18 protein-coding genes, 1 tRNA gene and 1 other RNA gene are annotated in these 16,931 nt (G+C 65.7%); 9 read left to right on the plus strand and 11 right to left on the minus strand.

From position 1 onward, the window contains the following. Positions 1 to 121: 121 nt before the first annotated feature. Positions 122 to 218: signal recognition particle sRNA small type (gene ffs / locus CJ028_RS02490), an RNA gene on the minus strand. 121 nt (positions 219 to 339) lie between these two features. Here ffs and CJ028_RS02495 point away from each other — a divergent pair. Next, positions 340 to 427, plus strand: a tRNA-Ser gene (locus CJ028_RS02495). A 177-nt stretch (positions 428 to 604) separates the two neighbouring features. Here the strand turns inward: CJ028_RS02495 and CJ028_RS02500 are convergent. The 9 genes from CJ028_RS02500 to CJ028_RS02540 all read right to left on the minus strand — a co-directional run bounded on the left by CJ028_RS02500 (position 605) and on the right by CJ028_RS02540 (position 8,764). Next, positions 605 to 1,972, minus strand: a complete 1,368-nt coding sequence (locus CJ028_RS02500; RefSeq protein ID WP_105033707.1) for an NAD-dependent succinate-semialdehyde dehydrogenase — start codon at positions 1,970 to 1,972, stop codon at positions 605 to 607. Positions 1,973 to 2,324: 352 nt separating this feature from the next. Further along, the gene (locus CJ028_RS02505) at positions 2,325 to 2,837 is read right to left on the minus strand and encodes a mycothiol transferase (RefSeq protein WP_105033708.1); all 513 of its coding nucleotides are present in this window, start codon (positions 2,835 to 2,837) and stop codon (positions 2,325 to 2,327) included. Positions 2,838 to 2,891: 54 nt separating this feature from the next. Further along, complete coding sequence (locus CJ028_RS02510; protein WP_105033709.1) at positions 2,892 to 3,398, minus strand: hypothetical protein; 507 nt, start codon at positions 3,396 to 3,398, stop codon at positions 2,892 to 2,894. After that, positions 3,395 to 5,113, minus strand: coding sequence for a hypothetical protein (locus CJ028_RS02515; protein ID WP_129590357.1), 1,719 nt, complete (start codon positions 5,111 to 5,113; stop codon positions 3,395 to 3,397). Before CJ028_RS02515 ends, CJ028_RS02510 begins: the two co-directional genes overlap by 4 nt. Positions 5,114 to 5,139: 26 nt before the next feature. Next, a complete protein-coding gene (locus CJ028_RS02520) occupies positions 5,140 to 5,403 on the minus strand; it encodes a hypothetical protein (protein ID WP_129590358.1) in 264 nt (87 codons plus the stop codon). Positions 5,404 to 5,472: 69 nt separating this feature from the next. Beyond that, positions 5,473 to 6,642, minus strand: a complete 1,170-nt coding sequence (locus tag CJ028_RS02525; RefSeq protein WP_105033712.1) for a sulfate/molybdate ABC transporter ATP-binding protein — start codon at positions 6,640 to 6,642, stop codon at positions 5,473 to 5,475. Between the two features lie 46 nt (positions 6,643 to 6,688). Further along, positions 6,689 to 7,471, minus strand: a complete 783-nt coding sequence (locus CJ028_RS02530) for an ABC transporter permease (protein WP_105033713.1) — start codon at positions 7,469 to 7,471, stop codon at positions 6,689 to 6,691. 112 nt (positions 7,472 to 7,583) lie between these two features. Then, a complete protein-coding gene (gene modA / locus CJ028_RS02535; protein ID WP_105033714.1) occupies positions 7,584 to 8,363 on the minus strand; it encodes a molybdate ABC transporter substrate-binding protein in 780 nt (259 codons plus the stop codon). After that, positions 8,360 to 8,764 carry a TOBE domain-containing protein gene (locus CJ028_RS02540; RefSeq protein WP_105033715.1) on the minus strand — a complete coding sequence of 135 codons (405 nt, stop codon included), beginning with the start codon at positions 8,762 to 8,764 and terminating at the stop codon, positions 8,360 to 8,362. The genes modA and CJ028_RS02540 overlap by 4 nt, the downstream gene beginning before the upstream one ends. Positions 8,765 to 9,036: 272 nt before the next feature. Between CJ028_RS02540 and CJ028_RS02545 the strand changes: the two genes are divergently transcribed. The 6 genes from CJ028_RS02545 to CJ028_RS02570 all read left to right on the plus strand — a co-directional run bounded on the left by CJ028_RS02545 (position 9,037) and on the right by CJ028_RS02570 (position 13,801). Continuing rightward, positions 9,037 to 10,338 (plus strand): ThiF family adenylyltransferase, encoded by a 1,302-nt coding sequence (locus CJ028_RS02545; RefSeq protein WP_105033716.1) that lies wholly within the window; start codon positions 9,037 to 9,039, stop codon positions 10,336 to 10,338. A 3-nt stretch (positions 10,339 to 10,341) separates the two neighbouring features. Then, positions 10,342 to 11,787, plus strand: coding sequence for a molybdopterin molybdotransferase MoeA (locus tag CJ028_RS02550; protein WP_240607042.1), 1,446 nt, complete (start codon positions 10,342 to 10,344; stop codon positions 11,785 to 11,787). Further along, positions 11,784 to 12,293, plus strand: a complete 510-nt coding sequence (gene moaC / locus CJ028_RS02555; RefSeq protein ID WP_105033717.1) for a cyclic pyranopterin monophosphate synthase MoaC — start codon at positions 11,784 to 11,786, stop codon at positions 12,291 to 12,293. Before CJ028_RS02550 ends, moaC begins: the two co-directional genes overlap by 4 nt. A 174-nt stretch (positions 12,294 to 12,467) precedes the next feature. Further along, the gene (gene mobA / locus CJ028_RS02560) at positions 12,468 to 13,283 is read left to right on the plus strand and encodes a molybdenum cofactor guanylyltransferase (RefSeq protein ID WP_129590359.1); all 816 of its coding nucleotides are present in this window, start codon (positions 12,468 to 12,470) and stop codon (positions 13,281 to 13,283) included. A gap of 6 nt (positions 13,284 to 13,289) precedes the next feature. Continuing rightward, on the plus strand, positions 13,290 to 13,562 hold the full coding sequence (locus CJ028_RS02565) for a DUF6457 domain-containing protein (protein ID WP_105033719.1): 273 nt from the start codon (positions 13,290 to 13,292) through the stop codon (positions 13,560 to 13,562). Then, positions 13,562 to 13,801: a MoaD/ThiS family protein gene (locus CJ028_RS02570; RefSeq protein WP_105033720.1), complete on the plus strand. Its 240-nt coding sequence runs from the start codon at positions 13,562 to 13,564 to the stop codon at positions 13,799 to 13,801. Before CJ028_RS02565 ends, CJ028_RS02570 begins: the two co-directional genes overlap by 1 nt. A 70-nt stretch (positions 13,802 to 13,871) precedes the next feature. Here the strand turns inward: CJ028_RS02570 and CJ028_RS02575 are convergent, their stop codons facing one another. Continuing rightward, complete coding sequence (locus CJ028_RS02575; RefSeq protein WP_105033721.1) at positions 13,872 to 14,465, minus strand: TetR/AcrR family transcriptional regulator; 594 nt, start codon at positions 14,463 to 14,465, stop codon at positions 13,872 to 13,874. A 100-nt stretch (positions 14,466 to 14,565) separates the two neighbouring features. Here CJ028_RS02575 and CJ028_RS02580 point away from each other — a divergent pair, with 100 nt between their 5' ends. After that, entirely contained in the window at positions 14,566 to 15,459 is an 894-nt protein-coding gene (locus CJ028_RS02580; RefSeq protein ID WP_105033722.1) for a carbon-nitrogen hydrolase family protein, read from the plus strand. Further along, complete coding sequence (locus CJ028_RS02585) at positions 15,459 to 16,826, plus strand: APC family permease (protein WP_105033723.1); 1,368 nt, start codon at positions 15,459 to 15,461, stop codon at positions 16,824 to 16,826. The genes CJ028_RS02580 and CJ028_RS02585 overlap by 1 nt, the downstream gene beginning before the upstream one ends. The last annotated feature ends 105 nt before the right edge of the window (positions 16,827 to 16,931 follow it).

Genomic DNA, 16,931 nt, shown 5'->3' on the forward strand with positions numbered 1-16,931 from the left:
GGGCCATGAAATCTACGGAATATCACGTGATCTCTGTCTGATCTTCACGCGAGAGCGGGAAAAACGTTGCCATGGGGGTGCTGAAGCAGCAATTTCTCCGCTTTCGCGGCCGTGTGGGCATAGAAAAGACTCCTCGCGCACCCGCCAGAGCCCGGTTACCCTTGCTACGTTTCCGTCCTGGGGGAATTGGCCAAGGTGGCGCCACGCGAGGAGCCGAACCTCAGTTTAGGGTACGACGCAGGAAGGCACCAACCGGGGACGGTCTTCGCAGGTGGCGGCGGCATCCCCTGGAAACAGGTAAGATTCTCTGGTGCCGTTGCTTTATTGAAACGGCGGCCAGGAGAATTCGCCTAGTGGCCTATGGCGCACGCTTGGAAAGCGTGTTGGGTGAAAGCCCTCGGGGGTTCGAATCCCCCATTCTCCGCCAGACCAATAAAACGCAGCGTGCTGGGTGACGCACACACCCCACTCACGGGGTTCCAATCCCCCATTCTCCGCCAGACCAATAAAACGCAGCGTGCTGGGTGACGCACACACCCCACTCACGGGGTTCTGTGGTCGTCATCGCGCGTTCGCCGCTTTGGCCTCCGAGATCGGCAGTGGGTCAGCCGATGCGGATGAGTTTCTTGTTCACGAACTCGCTGGCACCGTAGCGTCCGAGTTCGCGCCCGAAGCCGCTTCTGTTCACCCCGCCGAACGGCAGCTCTGCGCTGCCTGCGCCGACCAAGTTGACGTAGACCATGCCGGCCTCGATCCGGTCGGCGACCCGCAGTGCCTGCTCGGGATCGGTCGTGAACAGGTAGGAGCCCAGCCCGAACGGAGTGTCATTCGCAAGGGTGATGGCGTCGTCCTCTGAGCGAGCCCGATAGACGAACGCTACCGGGCCGAAGAACTCTTCGTGATACGTGTCGTTGTCCCGCGTGACATCGGTCAGCACGCCAGACGGGAAGAAGGCACCGGACCGCTTGCCAGTGGTCGCCAGGGTCGCTCCCTGCGCGACCGCGCGCTCGACCTGCTCCTCGAGATGCTCGGCCGCGCCGAGCGACGAGAGTGGGCCGTAGTCTGCACCGTGAACGGTCGGGTCGCCGGGTGTACTCGCCAGGATGGCGGCGGTGAACTTCTCCGTGAACTCGTCATAAAGTTCATCGATCACGATAAATCGCTTAGCTGCGTCGCAGGCCTGCCCGCCATTGCGGAGGCGACCTTCGACGGCGGCATCCACTGTGGCGGCCATGTCGTCGGTGCTCAGCAGGATGAACGGGTCTGACCCGCCCAGTTCCAGCACGACCTTCTTGAGATGGCGACCGGCCACCTCGGCAACGGCCGCGCCGGCGCCCTCTGAACCGGTGAGGGAAACGCCCCGTACCCGCGGGTCGGCGATAACCGTGGCGACCTGCTCACTGTCCGCATACACGTTGATGTAGGCGCCAGCCGGGAAGCCTGCGTCCTGGAAGATTTGCTCTATCGCCGCGGCCGACTCCGGGCACTGCGACGCATGCTTGAGGATGATCGTATTGCCGGTCATGAGGTTCGGTCCGGCGAAGCGCGCGACCTGGTAATACGGGAAATTCCAGGGCATGATCCCAATCAGCACACCGAAAGATCTGGAGCGCATGAAGGCGGAACCTTCGCCGCTGAGAAGGGTGATTGGTTCGTCCTTCAGAAATTCCTGCGCGTTGTCGGCGTAGTAACGGTAGATGTCGGCGGCGTAGGCGATCTCGCCGAGCGCTTCGTCGACGGGCTTTCCCATCTCGCGCACGATGACGGCCGCCAGCTTGTCACGGCGCTCGTCGTGCAAGTCGCCGACCCGGCGCAGGAGCGCTGCCCGCTCGTCGATTGACGAGTTGCGTGACCAGCTGCGGTGGGCCTCATCAGCCGACGCAATAACCTGCTCGAGTTCATCATTCGAAATCTGGGGGTAGGTTTTGATGGTCTCACCTGTGGCGGGGTTGATGACGGCATGGTGGCTCACGAGCCACCTCCTTTCACGGGGCTACTATTCCGGAGAAAATCGCGTAGTACGAGCCAATCATGTTCGCGAAATTTGTCAAGGCGAATGCGTGCGCCCGTCTGGTGACTTGAGCCAAAGGCAAGGAAAATCTGTTCCAAGACTTGGAGATGTTGATCACCTCGCGGCCCAGCCGGTCTTTAAAGTCTTTGGTGAAGCCCCTACGTGATGCGGTCATACCGACGGGGCGACCGCGATGCGTTGGCGACAAACTCGCAAATTCCGCTGGGCCGACCTGCTGATTGCGTTCACCGAACAGGGTGACCGTCGTTAAACCGGGCCAAGACAAAGGAACGCGCCAGCGCGGCGCCCTGGGCTAGACGCCAGCGCGATCGGCGAGACCGCGCACGAAGGCGGCCTGGCCGGCGTGCTGCAGATCGTCGGAGAGCACACTCGCGAGGCGCACACCGACCGTGACGGCAGGCGTCCAGGACTCGTCGACGACCCGGTCCAGGTCCGCCGCGCTCAGACTGGTCAGATAGGCCAGGGTCGCGGTGTGCACGGCGTCGTAGTAGCCGCCAAGCAGGTCGGCGTCGGCGCGAACGGCGGCGACTTCGGCGGAGGTGAAGCCATAGCCGATCCTCGTCGGCCCGAACGGCAGGTCGAACCGCTCTTCCCACCCCTGCCCGGTGTACACCTGCTCGGTACCGGCGAGGTCGGCGATGTGGTCGTCCTGCAGGCGGGACAGATGCCAGGTGAGCCAGGCGATGGTGTTGGCATCGGCATCCGCTCGATACGTGAGGGTGGCGACGGTCGCGTTTTTCAGGGCCGCGCGCACGCTGCCCTGGATGCGGGAAAACTCTTCGATGAGCAGTTCGGTGGGGGTCATAGCTCTCCTTAGTCGGTTCTGCCACCGTACCCCGGCGCTCAGCCGCCGTCGCGACTAGTACTCATCCGACGGATGCTGCCCCTCCTCCAGCTCGAAACACGGAGAGAAGGACGTGATGTAGAGCTGCGTGCCCGAATTCCAGATGGCCGCGTTGTAAGACCCACCGTCGTCGACTCGCAGGTCGACTTCGGCGTCATCGCCGGTGGTGTCACCCTCCTTAACCGTGACTCGCTCTTTGAGTTTCCAGGCCGCCGCAATGCCGTCCACGATGGCTTGAGGATTGACCTCGCCGGCAAAGGTGAGAACGGTTCGGCCCGACCACCGGTATTGGTCGTCTCCGCATTTGAGCAGCGGACCAGTCTGCTTCTGCGTCTGGTCGCCGATACTCTCGGAGGGAAGCAGAGCAGCAGTCTCGTTTTCCATCGTGAGGGCGATGCCCTTGGCTGTCTGCAGGTCCATGCTGGTCTCCTTCTGCGGGTTCTGCGGTACTGCGCAAGCCGTCAGCGCCAGGGTGACGATGAGCGCGCCAGCGCCCAACCGAGCCAGAGTCATCGGTTTCACCGGTAAATCCACCTTTCCAAGTCCTTGAGCACGTCGATATTATCTCTATCACCGGTAGCGACGAGGTTATGGTTGTCCATCAGCACGGTCGGGTGCCAGATCAGTGTCCCGTCGCCGTCCACCGTATAGGCAGGCTTCGGCCCCTCGTAGAAGGTCCCTGCTTCGAAAGCGTCGCTGGAGCGCGGATTGTTACCGTCGCCAACGGCCCCAGTGCCCTGTGCTACTTGCAGAATATCTTCGTAGGAGAAGTCGGCGTAGTTGGTCGTGGGATCGGGTCTCCACTCCTCTGGCATCCACGCTCCCGACAGTGAGACGACTGAGTCGTAGTGGGCCCCGGCCACCTCGGCCGAGGTGATGTTGGCGAGTCCCCAGCTGTGTCCGACGGCCGTTGAGGTTGCGTCGGAAAGCAGGGGGTCCGCGGCCAGGCCCGTCTCGAAGTCGGCCAGTACCGGGCCGGTCTGCTTGACAAAGTCTGCCGAATTCGCATCAGCTACTCCCTTGGTCAAGCCACCACGAGGGCCGTCCGAATCTCCGGGAAAGAGACCATCCTTATAGATAAAGGCGACGGTGTCGGGATGCTGGTTGACGATCCAATCGGACAGCGGCTGGACCGAGCCGTCGTAGAACATGTCCATATTGCTCATCGTGCCGGGCACATAGGTGATGCGCTCACGCGTTTCACTTGACGGGGTTCCGTGCATTTCGACGATGCGCGCGCCCTCCCTGTCGTAGAGGTAGAGCTGATTCTTACCGTCGACCGTTCGCTGCAGGTAGCTGCGCTCAGCCTCCAGCAGTTTGTGCTCCTTTACGATTTGATCACTTCTGTCATAATTCTGTTCCCACCGCCCCCGAGTGCGCTCCATTCCGGCAATTTCAGCATCGAGCTTGGCGGATTCGGCGTCGATTTCGGCGATTCTCGTGCTGGCGTTGAGGCGGTTGGCGGCGACGCGGGCAAGAGCTGGCAGTCCGTTCAACGATCCGAGCAGGACCGGGGCCCCGGCGATGAGGGCGAGCTGAGCAGGTTCGCCCAGCTGCTGCCACCGCTCGGCGACGGTCTCGGGGGCGGCGGTCAGCATCCGCTTGACCAGGTCGGGATTGGTGGCGATCAGTACGGTCAGATCTGACTTCGACAGCGTATTCAGACGGGCAATCAGATCGTCGACCGACGCCCCTGCTGCCCAGGACGTGCTAAACCAGGCGGTCGCGCCGAGAACCTGATCCGACTCCAGATCGCGCACGCAGACGTCATCGGCGTTGCTGCGACGCGTAACCAGCTCCTGCCACGACGCATCAATGGCAACTATCCGAGCATTGGCGCTCTCAAGCTCCGCGTCCATACGGGCTTGCCGTTCAGCGGTGCCTATCGGAAAATTCTCACCCTTGTCGAAGGCGTTCGACCAGTGCAGGTCGTAGAGATCAGTGTCGGCCGCAATCCGCCGCGCTTCCAGCAGACGCTGCTCGCCCTGAATCTCGTCGACTTTTACGGAATACGTTTCGAGGGCGGCGGCCTGCGCGTCCAGCCCCCGAATCAGCAGATCGATCTCCGGCACCAGCGCCACGAGCCGCTCGACAAAAGCGTCACGCGAAAGCGCGGTCCACCCGGTCGTTTCAGCGTGCGATTGCGCGCCGGCCAGCGTCGTCTGCAACGTGCGCAGATTCGCGGCCTTGGCGGAGCGAATTCTGGACTCGGACAGGATGCTGTCCGGCTCGCCCAACCCCGGATTCGCTACGGTCCACACGGTCAGTTCAACTTTCGGCCAAGTGCGGAGTCGGTCGCCCGAAACTTCTCGGCCACGGTTGTTGGAAAGTCGCTGAGCTCGGTCAGCGTAAGCGCAGCGAGTTCGGCGCGCTCGATCTGTTGGGCTTTGCCTGCGTGCAGGGCTGCCGCGACCGCGTCGCTTTGCAACCCGCCTTCCGGCCACCGATAAGTCCAGTTAGAAAAACTCAGCTGCGCGCCCGCACCCGCCAGTGTCGTCGACAGGTCGTCGAGCACCGAATCAGTCACGCGTAAAGTCGCCATCAGCATCCCCTGCCAGATTCGACGTGCCCCCTATTGAACCGTACTAGGTCGAGCTTAGCGGCGGTAGGCGCTGACCTCTGTTGCCTTAACCGAGAGCCAGACCGTCGAACCCAGCTGCAGGCCAAGGTCGGCGACCGCGGCGGGGGTGAGTTCCGCGATGACCTCGGGGTCGCCGCTCGTGCGCAAGCGCACTCCGCCGCTGCCCGGCTCGATGCCGGTCACCCGGGCCGACCAGACGTTGCGGGGGCTCGCGTGACGCGGCTGTTCTGTTTGCACGACGACGGATGCCGGGCGAAAGACCGCCGCGGCCGGAACGTTCTGCTCGGACCCCGTGCGGGCGCGAGGTGCGGAGCTCACCGAAGCCGGGAGGATGGAGGACGTGGTCGCGAGGGCGGCGGCATCCGCTGGGCGCACGTGGAAGATGCGGCCGTCGGGGGCGACGACCGCGCCGTTCTGCACGCTGCCGACCACCAGGTTGACGCCGGCGAGGGCCGCGACGAACGGGTTGCGCGGGGCCGCGAGCACGCTGGCAGTCGTGCCCTCGTCGACGAGGGCGCCGTCGTGCAGCACCGCGACGCGATCGGCGAGTACGACCGCGTCGACGATGTCGTGGGTGACGATGATTGCGCTGGTGCCGGTTTCGGCGAGCTGCTCGCGGATGAGCTGGCGAATGAACGGCGCGGTCTCGGCGTCGAGGGCCGCCATCGGTTCGTCGAGCAGGAGCACGCGGGGCCCGGCCGCGAGGGCGCGGGCGAGGGCGACGCGCTGCTGCTGTCCGCCGGAGAGTGCGCCGGGTTTGCTGTCTCCGAGGTCGTGCAGGCCGACGCGGTCGAGCCAGCGGTCGGCCTCTTTTCGGGCCTGGTCGGCGGTCAATCGCGCCTCGCCGACGCGCAGCGCGAACGCCACGTTGGCGCGGGCACTCAGGTGCGGGAACAGCAGGGGGTCTTGCCCGAGCAATCCGATAGCCCGTCGTTCTGGCGCCACGAAGCGGCCGGGGGCGGTCAGGATGGCGCCGTCAATGGTGACGGTTCCACCGTCGAGAGTGGCGAGGCCGGCGAGCAGGTCAAGCACGGTCGACTTGCCCGAACCGTTCGGCCCGAGGAGCGCGAGCACCTCGCCCGGCGCAAGGGTGAGTTGCACGTCGAGGCTGAACGAGCCGCGAGTGAGCTGCAGGTTCGCCTCGAGCAGGGCGTTGGCGGCGGATTTCCAGAGGGCGGGGGTCATGTGAGTCTCACCCAGCGCGGGCGGCGAGCATCCGCTGCTCTCGGGGTCATGAGAGCACGCTCGCTCGGCGAGTTCCCACCAGAACGAGGATGATCACGGCGACCGCGATGAGCAGCAGCGACAGGGCGACGGCCTGGTCGGTCGTCACGCCCGAGCCGTTGAACGCGGTGTAGATGGCGAGGGGCATGGTGCGGGTGACTCCGGCTTGGTTGCCGGCGAACAGGGCGGTGGCGCCAAATTCGCCGAGGGCGCGGGCGAAGCTCAAAACGGTGCCGGCGAGCAGGCCGGGGGCTACTAGCGGCAGGGTGATGCGCGCGAAGACGGTGCCGCGACCGGCGCCGAGGGTGGCGGCGACCCGTTCGTAGCGCACACCGGCGGTGCGCAGGGCGCCCTCGACCGCGATCACCAGGAACGGCAGGGCAACGAAGGTTTGCGCGATGACGACCGCGGCCGTCGTGAACGGAATGCGCAGCCCGGCCAGTTCAAGCGTGTTCCCGAGCACGCCGCCGCGTCCGAGCAGGGAAAGCAGCGCGATGCCGCCCACGAGGGGCGGCAGCACGAGCGGCACGGTCACGAGCGCGCGTAATAGGCCGGCCACCCGCGGCTTCGATCGGGCGATGACGACGGCCAGCGGCACGCCGAGCACGAGGCAGAGCACGGTCGAAACGGATGCCGTCGCCAGCGACAGTCCCAGCGGCTGCAGGGCTTCGGGCGATAGGAGTAGGGCGGGCAGGGCGGGCCAGTCGACCTTGAGCAGCAGCCCGGCGAGCGGCAGCACGAGCAGGGCGAGGCCGATGCTCGCGGGCAGGTAGAGCAGGCGCGGGATCATGCGTGGCCCCCGGGCGCCGGGCGTTTTGCGTTCCGGGCCCGGGCCCGGAACGTGGGCCCAGTTTCTAACCTGGGCCCAGGTTCACAAGGTGGGCCCAGTCGGCGACAAAGCTTCACGGAGCCAGAAACCCGTGGGCGGCGAGCACGGCCTGCCCTGCGGGCGAGCGCACGAGGTCAACGAAAGCCTGGGCAGCTTGGGGATGCGCGCTGCCCGTGACGACCGCGATCGGATAGTGCCCGACGACCGCGTCCGCTCCGGTCGGGGTCACACCCTCGATTCGGCCAGGGTTGGCGGCGATGTCCGTGGCGTAGACGAGGCCGGCATCCGCTTCGCCGCCGGCGATTTTGGTAACGACGGCGGTCACATTCTGTTCCTCGCTCGCCGGCGTAAGCGTGACCCCAGCGTTGGCCAGCAGGGTAGCGGATGCCGCACCGCACGGCACCTGCGCCGCGCACAGCACGGTGATCACGCCGGAGCGGGCGAGATCCGCGAGGGTGTCAATCTTCAACGGGTTGCCGGGGGCGACCGCGATGCGGAGTGTGTTGCCGGCGAACAGGGTGGCCGAGCCGGTGAGGCCGCCGTCGGCGAGCGGCTGGATGTTCTTCTGGTCGGCGCTCGCGAACACATCGGCGGGGGCGCCCGCTGTGATCTGGGTCGCGAGGGTGGAGGATCCGTCGTAGGTGACCTGCACGTCGACGCCCGGGTTCTCTTTCTCCAGCAGGCTGGCGAGATCGTCGAAGGTCGGGTTGAGGGAGGCGGCCGCGTAGACAATCAGGGTTTGCGGCTTCTCAGCGGTCGCGCTGGTGCCGCCGCTGCCCGGGGCGGTCGTGGGCGCGCACCCGGTGAGGGCCAGGGCGAGCACGGCCAGGGCTGCGAGGGCCAGGCGGGTCACAGCATCCGTCCCGGAGTTTCGACGATCACGTTGGTGGCCTTGATCACGGCGACGCTGAGCGAGCCGATCTCGAGGCCGAGTTCGCGCACGGCCTCGCTCGACATAAGCGAGACGACGCGGTGCGGGCCGCACTGCAGTTCGACCTGGGCCATGACCGTGTCCATGGTGATGGCGGTGACGATGCCGACGAACCGATTGCGGGCACTGCGGCCCACACTCGACGGGTCGACCGGGGCGCTCGCCTGGTCGACCGCGAAGGCGGCGAGCGCGGCACCTCCGACGGCGAGGCGACCGGATGCGTCGGCATCCGCTGCGAGACGGCCACCGTCTACCCAGCGTCGCACTGTGTCATCGCTGACGCCGAGCATCTCGGCGGCCTCACTGATCCGATATTGCGTCATGAATGGCACGATAGCACCGCATCTGCGGTCTTAATCCGTCCGGCTGTCCCGTGAATCACTCCTTGCCGTCCCGAAAACCACGTCGGGCCTGCCGGTGCAACGCGCATAACTCCTGCAAATTGCTCAGCCCGACTGGTAGGTTCCCGCTCAGATACGGGCAGAGTGGCGGCGACGACGACAGATTGCAGGAGTTATGCGCTTTGCAGGTCGGTTAGGCGGCCGTCTCCCCGGAGCTGGTGGCCGTGGAGCCGCGCAGCGCCTAGCGTTAAGCCATGGCTATCCCTCCCCTTGTTGAACCCGTTGATCGGCTCAGCGCGTCCGAATCCGTGCGTACCGCTCGCCAGCGTCGCCTCCCGCAGCTCAATGAACTCGGCCAGCGCCGCCTCGCCAACGCCCGGGTGCTCGTGCTCGGCGCCGGCGGACTCGGCTCCCCCGCCCTGCTTTACCTCGCAGCGGCCGGCGTCGGCACCATCGGCATCGTCGACGGTGACGACGTGGAACAGAGCAACCTGCAGCGCCAGATCGTTCACGGCCAAGCGGATGTCGGCCGCCCCAAAGTAGACAGCGCCGCCGAACGCATCATTGAGATCGCTCCGGAAACCACGGTCGTACGGCACTCCGAGCGTCTGGTGGCGAGAAACGCGGCCGAGATCATCGGCGGCTACGACGTGGTCATCGACGGCACCGACAACTTTCCGACCCGGTTCCTCGTGAACGACACCTGCGCGCGGCTCGGACTGCCGCTGGTGTGGGCATCCGTTTTGCGATTCGACGCTCAGCTCTCGGTGTTCTGGGCCACTCCGCCGGCTGGTAGCGGCGTCACCGGAGTGCATCTGCGCGACCTGTTTCCCACGCCGCCGGCCGCGGGAGAGGTGCCCAACTGCGCCGATGCCGGCGTGCTCGGCGCGCTGTGCGGCCAGGTCGGGTCACTCATGGCTACCGAGACCATCAAGCTCATCACCGGGATCGGCTCGCCGCTGATCGGCCGCGTGCTCGTGATCGACGCGTTGTCGGGGCGGTTCAGCGAGATTCCGCTGCTCGGAACCGGCATTGCCGCCGAGCCGACCGCTGCAGAACGAGCCGCCGAACAAGCTGAGGAGGCCGCTCGCATCGCGATGACCAGCACCCCCGAGGTCACGAGCGTCGAGCTCGTCGACCGCCTCGCGGCCCAGAGCGCCGGTACCGACAATTTTCTCGTCGTGGATGTGCGCGAGCCGAGCGAATTTGCCGAAAGCTCAATTCCCACGGCCCGGTTGCTGCCGCTCGGCGAGCTTTTGACGGACGGCGTGCTCTCGTCCAGCGGTCGCGCCGCGCTGCCGGCGGATATGCCGCTCATCGTGCACTGCCACGCTGGTGGCCGCGCCGCCCGGGCCGCGAATGCACTTCGTGAGGCCGGATTCACCGATGTGTCCGTGTTCACCGGGGGGATCCTCGCCTGGGATGACCTCGTCACGGCCGGGCGAGCTCCCGGAATCGGCAGCCGCTGGGCCGCGCCCGAGCCCGCACCGGCCGGACGGCACGCCTCGGCGCGCGACGACGCCGGCAGCGCCGGCCAGTCCGACAGTCTGGTCTAAGCGGTGGCCGAGAACGAACGACCTGACGCCTTCACGGAAGCTCCGGCTTCGCGCGACGTGGCAGCCGATGCGCGCTTGGTCACGTCCGGCGATCGCGCGAACGACCACGATCACGCACACACCGACCGGGCGGATGCCTGCGCCCCCGCCGCCTCCGCTCGCACCGTTTCCGAGCAACTCGCGGTCGTGCTCGGCAGCGTGGCTCCGCTGCCGCCCGTGCGGGTCGAGCTCGACGCGGCCCGCGGACTCGTGTTGGCCGAAGACGTGCTCACCCTGACCGACACTCCCCCCTTCGACAACTCCGCAATGGACGGTTACGCCGTCATCCGCTCTGACCTGCTCGGGGCATCCGCTGCGAATCCGATCACCCTGCCGGTCGTCGCCGATCTCGCCGCTGGCACCGCCGAAAACCCTCGTCTCGTGCCCGGGCAGGTCGCGCGCATCATGACGGGCGCGCCGATTCCCGACGGAGCGGATGCCGTCGTACCGATCGAAGACACCGACCAGGGCACCGAACGGGTCACCATCGTGCAGGCCCCCGGCCCAGCGGCGCACGTGCGGCGCGCCGGCGAAGACGCCCACGCGGGCGACCGGGTGCTCGCCGCTGGCAGCGTGCTCTGGCCCACCCGGGTCGCAGCGGCGGCGAGCGCCGGAACCAGCTCGGTGCTCGTTCACCCTGCTCCTCGCGTGGCCGTCATCTCTACCGGAAGCGAACTCGTCACCCCTGGCAGCCCAACCCGTCGCGGCCAGATTCCCGACTCCAACTCCTTCCTGCTCGCCGCAGCCGTCGCTGAGGCCGGCGGCATTCCCGTGCGGATCGGCGCCGTGCCCGACGACGACGACGTACTGCGCACCCTGTTGGCCGAGCTGGCCGGCACGGTCGACGTGATCGTACTCTCCGGCGGCGTGAGCGTCGGAGCGTACGACGTGGTCAAAGCAGTACTGAAGCCGCTCGGCACGGTGGACTTCGGGCCGGTCAAGATGCAACCAGGCAAGCCACAGGGCTTCGGACGCTGGCCCGCCACCGACAACGTGCCCGGACCGCTCATCTTCGCCCTGCCCGGCAACCCGGTCAGCGCCTACGTGTCTTTCGAGGTGTTCGTGCGGCCCGCGCTGCGGCGGCTGCTCGGCTATTCAGATTTGCACCGCCGCACGATCACAGCCACCGTCACCGACGGCTGGAACTCGCCGCCCGGACGCGCCCAGTACATGCCCGTGATCGTGACGCACCGAACTGTGATCGAGCACGCGCCCGCCGTCATCACCGCCGAGGGCAGCACGAGTGTCAGCACCGGCAGCATCCACGTCGAAGTGCGCCCAGCCTCCCGCGGAGGGTCGGGCTCACACCTCGTCGCCGGCCTGGCGCAGGCCAACGGACTCGCAATCGTGCCCGAAGACACGACTCACATTCGCGGCGGCGACCGCATCACTGTCATGCTGACATCATGACGCACACCACCGACACGGCCGGCGCGGCCGTTCCCACCCAGCTGTTCACCCACCTCGACTCGGCTGGCCAGGCCCGCATGGTCGACGTGACCAACAAAGTCCCCACCGTGCGCAGCGCCACCGCCGCCGGTTTCGTGCGCTGCGGCCCGAAGGTGATCGCAGCGCTCCGCGACGGCACCGCACCCAAGGGCGACGTGCTCGCCGTGGCCCGCATCGCCGGAATCCAGGGGGCCAAGAAGACGGCCGACCTGCTCCCCCTCGCCCACGTGATCGGCGTGCACGGCGCCGTCGTCGACCTCGTCGTTGAGGATGACGGCGTCAGCATAACCGCCACGGTGCGCACCGCCGACCGCACCGGCGTTGAGATGGAGGCGTTCACCGCCGTCTCGGTCGCCGCCCTCGCGGTCGTCGACATGGTCAAGGGCCTCGATAAATCCGTCACGATCGAGAACGTTCGCCTGCTCGCCAAGAGCGGCGGCAAGAGCGGCGACTGGCTGCGCGCGTGACCCGGCCCGTTCCTATCCACCCGCTGCTCCCGCGCAGATTTCGCGCGAGCGGATGCCCCACGTCCCCATGACCGCGCCCGATCTGACCACCGCCGCGCCCGATCTGGGTAGCCGCTACGCCGGTTACCGTAGCGTGCGCCCACATCGGGCGCGCTCGTGGCTTGGCGTCACCTCATGAGCCCAAATCCGAGCACGATGAGCCCCACGATCGACCTCATCGTGCTCGCGGGGGGCCGCGGCAGCCGCCTCGGCGGCGCGCTCAAACCCGCAGTCGAGGTGGCCGGGCGCACCCTGCTCTCCCGCGTGCTCGACGCCCGACCGGGTGCCCGGCACGCGGTCGTGGTCGGTCCGCCGGCCGCCCGGCCCGCCGCTGTCTCACCTTCGCTGGCCGAGAACCGCGCGCCCGTCACACTCGCACGCACACCCGGCGTCACCGAACCCCAGTCCCAGCCCGGCGATCAGTCGGGCAAGTCCACAGCGGCCTTAACGCAGTCCGCCCTGATCTGGGCCCTCGAGGACCCACCGTTCGGCGGCCCGGTGGCCGGCATCGCGGCCGGCCTGGTCGCGCTCGAGGCGAGCGCCGACGAACCCGCCGACTGGTTGCTCGTGCTCGCCTGCGACCTGCCCTGGGGAGCGGATGCCGCGCGCCTGCTGGTCGCGGCAGCATCCGCTCTCGACACGGCAAACGCTTCGGCGACCGAGCCGACCGACACGTCGACCAGCTCAGCATCAACCGTCGACGGCGTGCACCTCACCGACACCAGCGGCCACGTGCAGTGGCTCGCCGCAATCTACCGGACACCCGCCCTGCGCGCGGCCGTGGATCGACTGGGCGATCGCGTCAACGGTGCCAGCATGCGACAGCTGCTCGTGGGGCTGAACCTTAACGGGCTGCCGGACGAATCCGAAGTCGGTGCCGACGTGGACACGTGGCAGGATGTTGAGAGCAGTTCCGAACGTTTGATCCGCTCAAAACCGACCGAGGAGTGACCCCGAATGAGCTCTGCACCGCTGCCTCCCGAAGCGCTCGACGAGTGGCTCACGGCCCTCGCCGATCGGCTCCAGCTTGATCCAGCCGACGTACCGGTGGGTGACCTGCTCGATGTCGCCCGCGACGTCGCCCACAATGTAGCCCGGCCGGCCGCGCCGCTCAGCACCTTTCTGATCGGCCTCGCCGCCGCGAAAAACGGCGGAACCGGCGCCGACATCGAAGCCGCCTGCGCCGCCGCGAGCGAACTCGCCCGCGACTGGGCGCCCGAGAAACTCTGATGGCCAGCCTGCGATTCTTCGCCGGAGCGGCCGAAGCCGCCCAGACCGAGACGGCCACGGTCGACGCCGACACGATCGGTGAACTCCGCACCGAGCTCGGCGAGCGCTACGGCAGCGAGTTCGTGCGGGTGCTCAAGCTGTGTTCCCTGCTGGTGAATGGCGCCCGCGCCAGCGATGAGGCGGCTACGCTCGCTGCCACCGACACGGTCGACGTGCTCCCGCCCTTCGCCGGCGGCTGAGAACCCGTTCACAACCGCGGAGAATCGAGGCCCGCTCGCTCTCGTTTCGCCTCGCACCCATCCGGAAAATCTAGGTCGCCACGACCATTGTGCGGGCGTAACTACACAGCCATTCTTCTTCTTCGTCGGCGGTTATCGTTGCAATGAGCACATCGATTCCATACCCATCTTCGAGCGCGACAAAGCTTCGAGCGAGCATCTTGCGGGGCATGAGCAGCCGATACTGGCCGCTTGCCTCGCATTCTGCGAGCACCCGCTCATAGAGTGCCACCTGGCGGAGAATGAACGCCTGGTGCTGCGCAGCAGCTACCGCATTGCGAAGCACGATCGGGGTGAGTTCGAAGAGTATTCGGCTCGCTTCCTCTGCGGTTCCCTGGCGAGGAATTCCGGAGCGAATGCACGCGTACAGCCTGTCAATGGGGGTTGTGAACTCGGCCACGCGACCCTCCCGATGAACGCAGTATTCCACGCTGCCCTGCTCGAAGACCGCGGTATAGAGAACCCGCACATCAGGATAGTAGTAGAGCACTGAGGCCGAGGAGAGTCCCGCCTCTTCCGCGATATCCGCCAGGCGCGCGCCCGTCGATCCATGAATCAGAACGGCACTTGCCGCCGCCGCGATCAGCTGGTCCCGGCGCTTCCCCTGATCTTTCGGACGTGCCATACCTCGATAGTGCCACAGCACAGCTTTGACCCTGACCCTTGACACGTTCGCAGTTCATTATATAAATTTTGTTTAATCTATTTTTGATCGAACGGAAACCATGTCGAGACCACTCCCTCTTGCGCTGATTCAAGCCCCGGCCCAGCCAAACAACGACCTCGACGCCTTTGCGTCCGCCGTCGAGCGGCTCACCAAAACGCACTCGGACTCGGCACTCTTCATCTACCCGGAGCTACACCTGTCCACAGTCGGTGACGCTTCTGACGACCAGACAGCCGATCTGATCCAAAGCCTGGCGCAGCCGCTCGACGGACCCCGAAATGACCACTTGGCCTCGATCGCCGGGGACTTGGGAATCTGGCTCGTACCGGGCAGCTTCTACGAACGAGGGCGCGACGGGCGCATTTACAACACAGCTGCTGCTTACTCCCCAGAGGGAAAGCGCGTGACCGCCTACCGCAAGATGTTCCCCTGGCGCCCCACCGAAAAAGTGGCTGCCGGTGCTAATTTTGTCACGTTTGACATGGCTGGCTATGGTCGCGTCGGACTGTCGATCTGTTACGACGCGTGGTTTCCCGAAACCAGCCGCCACCTGGCCTGGCTGGGCGCTGAGCTCATCGTCAACGTCGTCCAGACGGCGACCTCAGACCGAGAGCAAGAGATCACTCTCACCCGCGCCAACGCTATCGTCAATCAGGTCTTTGTTGCCAGCGCCAACGCCGCAGCACCGCACGGTCTCGGGCAGAGTCTTCTTGTCGACCCGCAAGGGCGCGTACGGGTGCACTCTCTCACCTCGGAGTCGAGAGTACTCACGGACGTCATCGACCTGGACGACGTAGTGAACACTCGGCGATTCGGCACGGCCGGGGTCACCCGGCCCTGGGCTCACTTCAGTCCGGACGACGCCAGCATAGAGATGCCCTTCTATTCCGGCCACATCAACCCGCAGGCGTGGCAGCCCGCACAACACTCCGACCAGAAGGACATCCACTGATGAGCACACAAACGCCCACGCTGCGCGCGCGGCTGTCTTTGCCGTCGATCGTGCTTTTCGGCGTCGCGTATATGTCTCCGGCAATCGTGATGCTCACCTTTGGCGTCATCGCCGTCAGCAGCCACGGAGCGACCCCGACCGCCTACATCATCGCCGCAGCCGCAATGTCACTGACGGCCCTGAGCTACGGCAAGATGGCACGCATATTCCCTGCTTCTGGTTCCGCGTACACCTACGCACGAAAAACGATCAGCCCCGAGATCGGTTTCCTCGCCGGGTGGGCGATTCTGCTGGACTACTTCTTTCTTCCGATGGTCGCGTGGCTCATCCAGTCGCTCTATCTGAACGCACAATTTCCTGCCATCCCGATCTGGGTCTGGCTCGTTGTAAACGTCGTCGCGACGACTCTGGTCAACGTCCTCGGAATCGTGCTGGCTGTCAAGGTCAACAAGACCCTGATGACTTTGACCATGATTGGAATCATCGCTTTCGTGGTGCTCGCAATCGGCCATTTGAGCACGAACAGCCCGGCGTCCTTCACCGCTCCGTTTTGGAACTCGTCAACCTCGGTCGCGATAGTTTCCGCGGGTGCAGCGATGGCCGCATACTCATTCCTGGGGTTCGATGCGATTAGCACGCTGAGTGAAGAAACCATCAATCCTAAGAAGAACATTCCTCGCGGAATATTGCTCGCCGTCCTCATCGGTGGCACGATATTCATCGCGGTTTCCTATGTCATGCAGCTGGTCCATCCCGGCGCGACTTTCACGGATCCTTCCACCGCGTCGTACGCGATGTCCGTTCTCGTGGGTGGTCCGGTATTCGCCCAGATCGTCAATATCGTAATCATTGTCGGCGGATTCGCCTCGTGCATGGCGATCCAGGCCAGCACCAGTCGACTTATGTTCGTGATGGGACGCGACGGGGTGCTCCCTCGCCGACTGTTCGGACGGCTGAATTCCAAGTTCAAGACACCGGTCTTCAACCTGGTCCTGATCGGCGCTGTGGGGATGCTTGCACTGAATCTCTCGCTGGGAACAGCGGCGTCCTTCATCAACTTCGGTGCTTTTCTCACCTTCACCGTCGTCAATGTCTGCGTGATCGTCTACTTCATTCGACAGTGGCGCCGCGGCCAAAAGGAGCGTGTGCTCACGTTCCTGATCTTCCCGCTGCTGGGGGCGGTCGTCGACATTTATCTCCTCACCCAGCTGGGGACCGTGGCGCTCTATCTCGGGCTTGGTTGGTTGGGAATCGGCGTCATCTATCTTGCCGTCCTCACCAAGGGGTTCCGAGCGTCACCTCCGGAAACAAATCTGGACAAGAGGCCCACCACGTCGGCGCAACCCGTTCCCCAACTCGGGGGTTGAACCCGTTCACAACCGCGGAGATTTCCGTCTGAATGGCGCAGATCGCACGCTGAAACAGGCGTTTTCACGCAGATCTCCGCAGTTCCGCACGGCCACTCCGCGCTA

The sequence above is a fragment of the Cryobacterium aureum genome, from assembly GCF_002954245.1.
GTDB classification, from domain to species: domain Bacteria; phylum Actinomycetota; class Actinomycetes; order Actinomycetales; family Microbacteriaceae; genus Cryobacterium; species Cryobacterium aureum.

Bases quoted from the DNA above. Each gene is read 5' to 3' on its own strand.
- CJ028_RS02505 (WP_105033708.1), bottom strand. From the start codon at position 2,837: ATGACCCCCACCGAACTGCTCATCGAAGAGTTTTCCCGCATCCAGGGC.
- CJ028_RS02525 (WP_105033712.1), bottom strand. From the start codon at position 6,642: ATGACCCCCGCCCTCTGGAAATCCGCCGCCAACGCCCTGCTCGAGGCG.
- CJ028_RS02530 (WP_105033713.1), bottom strand. From the start codon at position 7,471: ATGATCCCGCGCCTGCTCTACCTGCCCGCGAGCATCGGCCTCGCCCTG.
- CJ028_RS02540 (WP_105033715.1), bottom strand. From the start codon at position 8,764: ATGACGCAATATCGGATCAGTGAGGCCGCCGAGATGCTCGGCGTCAGC.
- CJ028_RS02545 (WP_105033716.1), top strand. From the start codon at position 9,037: ATGGCTATCCCTCCCCTTGTTGAACCCGTTGATCGGCTCAGCGCGTCC.
- moaC (WP_105033717.1), top strand. From the start codon at position 11,784: ATGACGCACACCACCGACACGGCCGGCGCGGCCGTTCCCACCCAGCTG.
- mobA (WP_129590359.1), top strand. From the start codon at position 12,468: ATGAGCCCAAATCCGAGCACGATGAGCCCCACGATCGACCTCATCGTG.
- CJ028_RS02565 (WP_105033719.1), top strand. From the start codon at position 13,290: ATGAGCTCTGCACCGCTGCCTCCCGAAGCGCTCGACGAGTGGCTCACG.
- CJ028_RS02570 (WP_105033720.1), top strand. From the start codon at position 13,562: ATGGCCAGCCTGCGATTCTTCGCCGGAGCGGCCGAAGCCGCCCAGACC.
- CJ028_RS02575 (WP_105033721.1), bottom strand. From the start codon at position 14,465: ATGGCACGTCCGAAAGATCAGGGGAAGCGCCGGGACCAGCTGATCGCG.
- CJ028_RS02580 (WP_105033722.1), top strand. From the start codon at position 14,566: ATGTCGAGACCACTCCCTCTTGCGCTGATTCAAGCCCCGGCCCAGCCA.
- CJ028_RS02585 (WP_105033723.1), top strand. From the start codon at position 15,459: ATGAGCACACAAACGCCCACGCTGCGCGCGCGGCTGTCTTTGCCGTCG.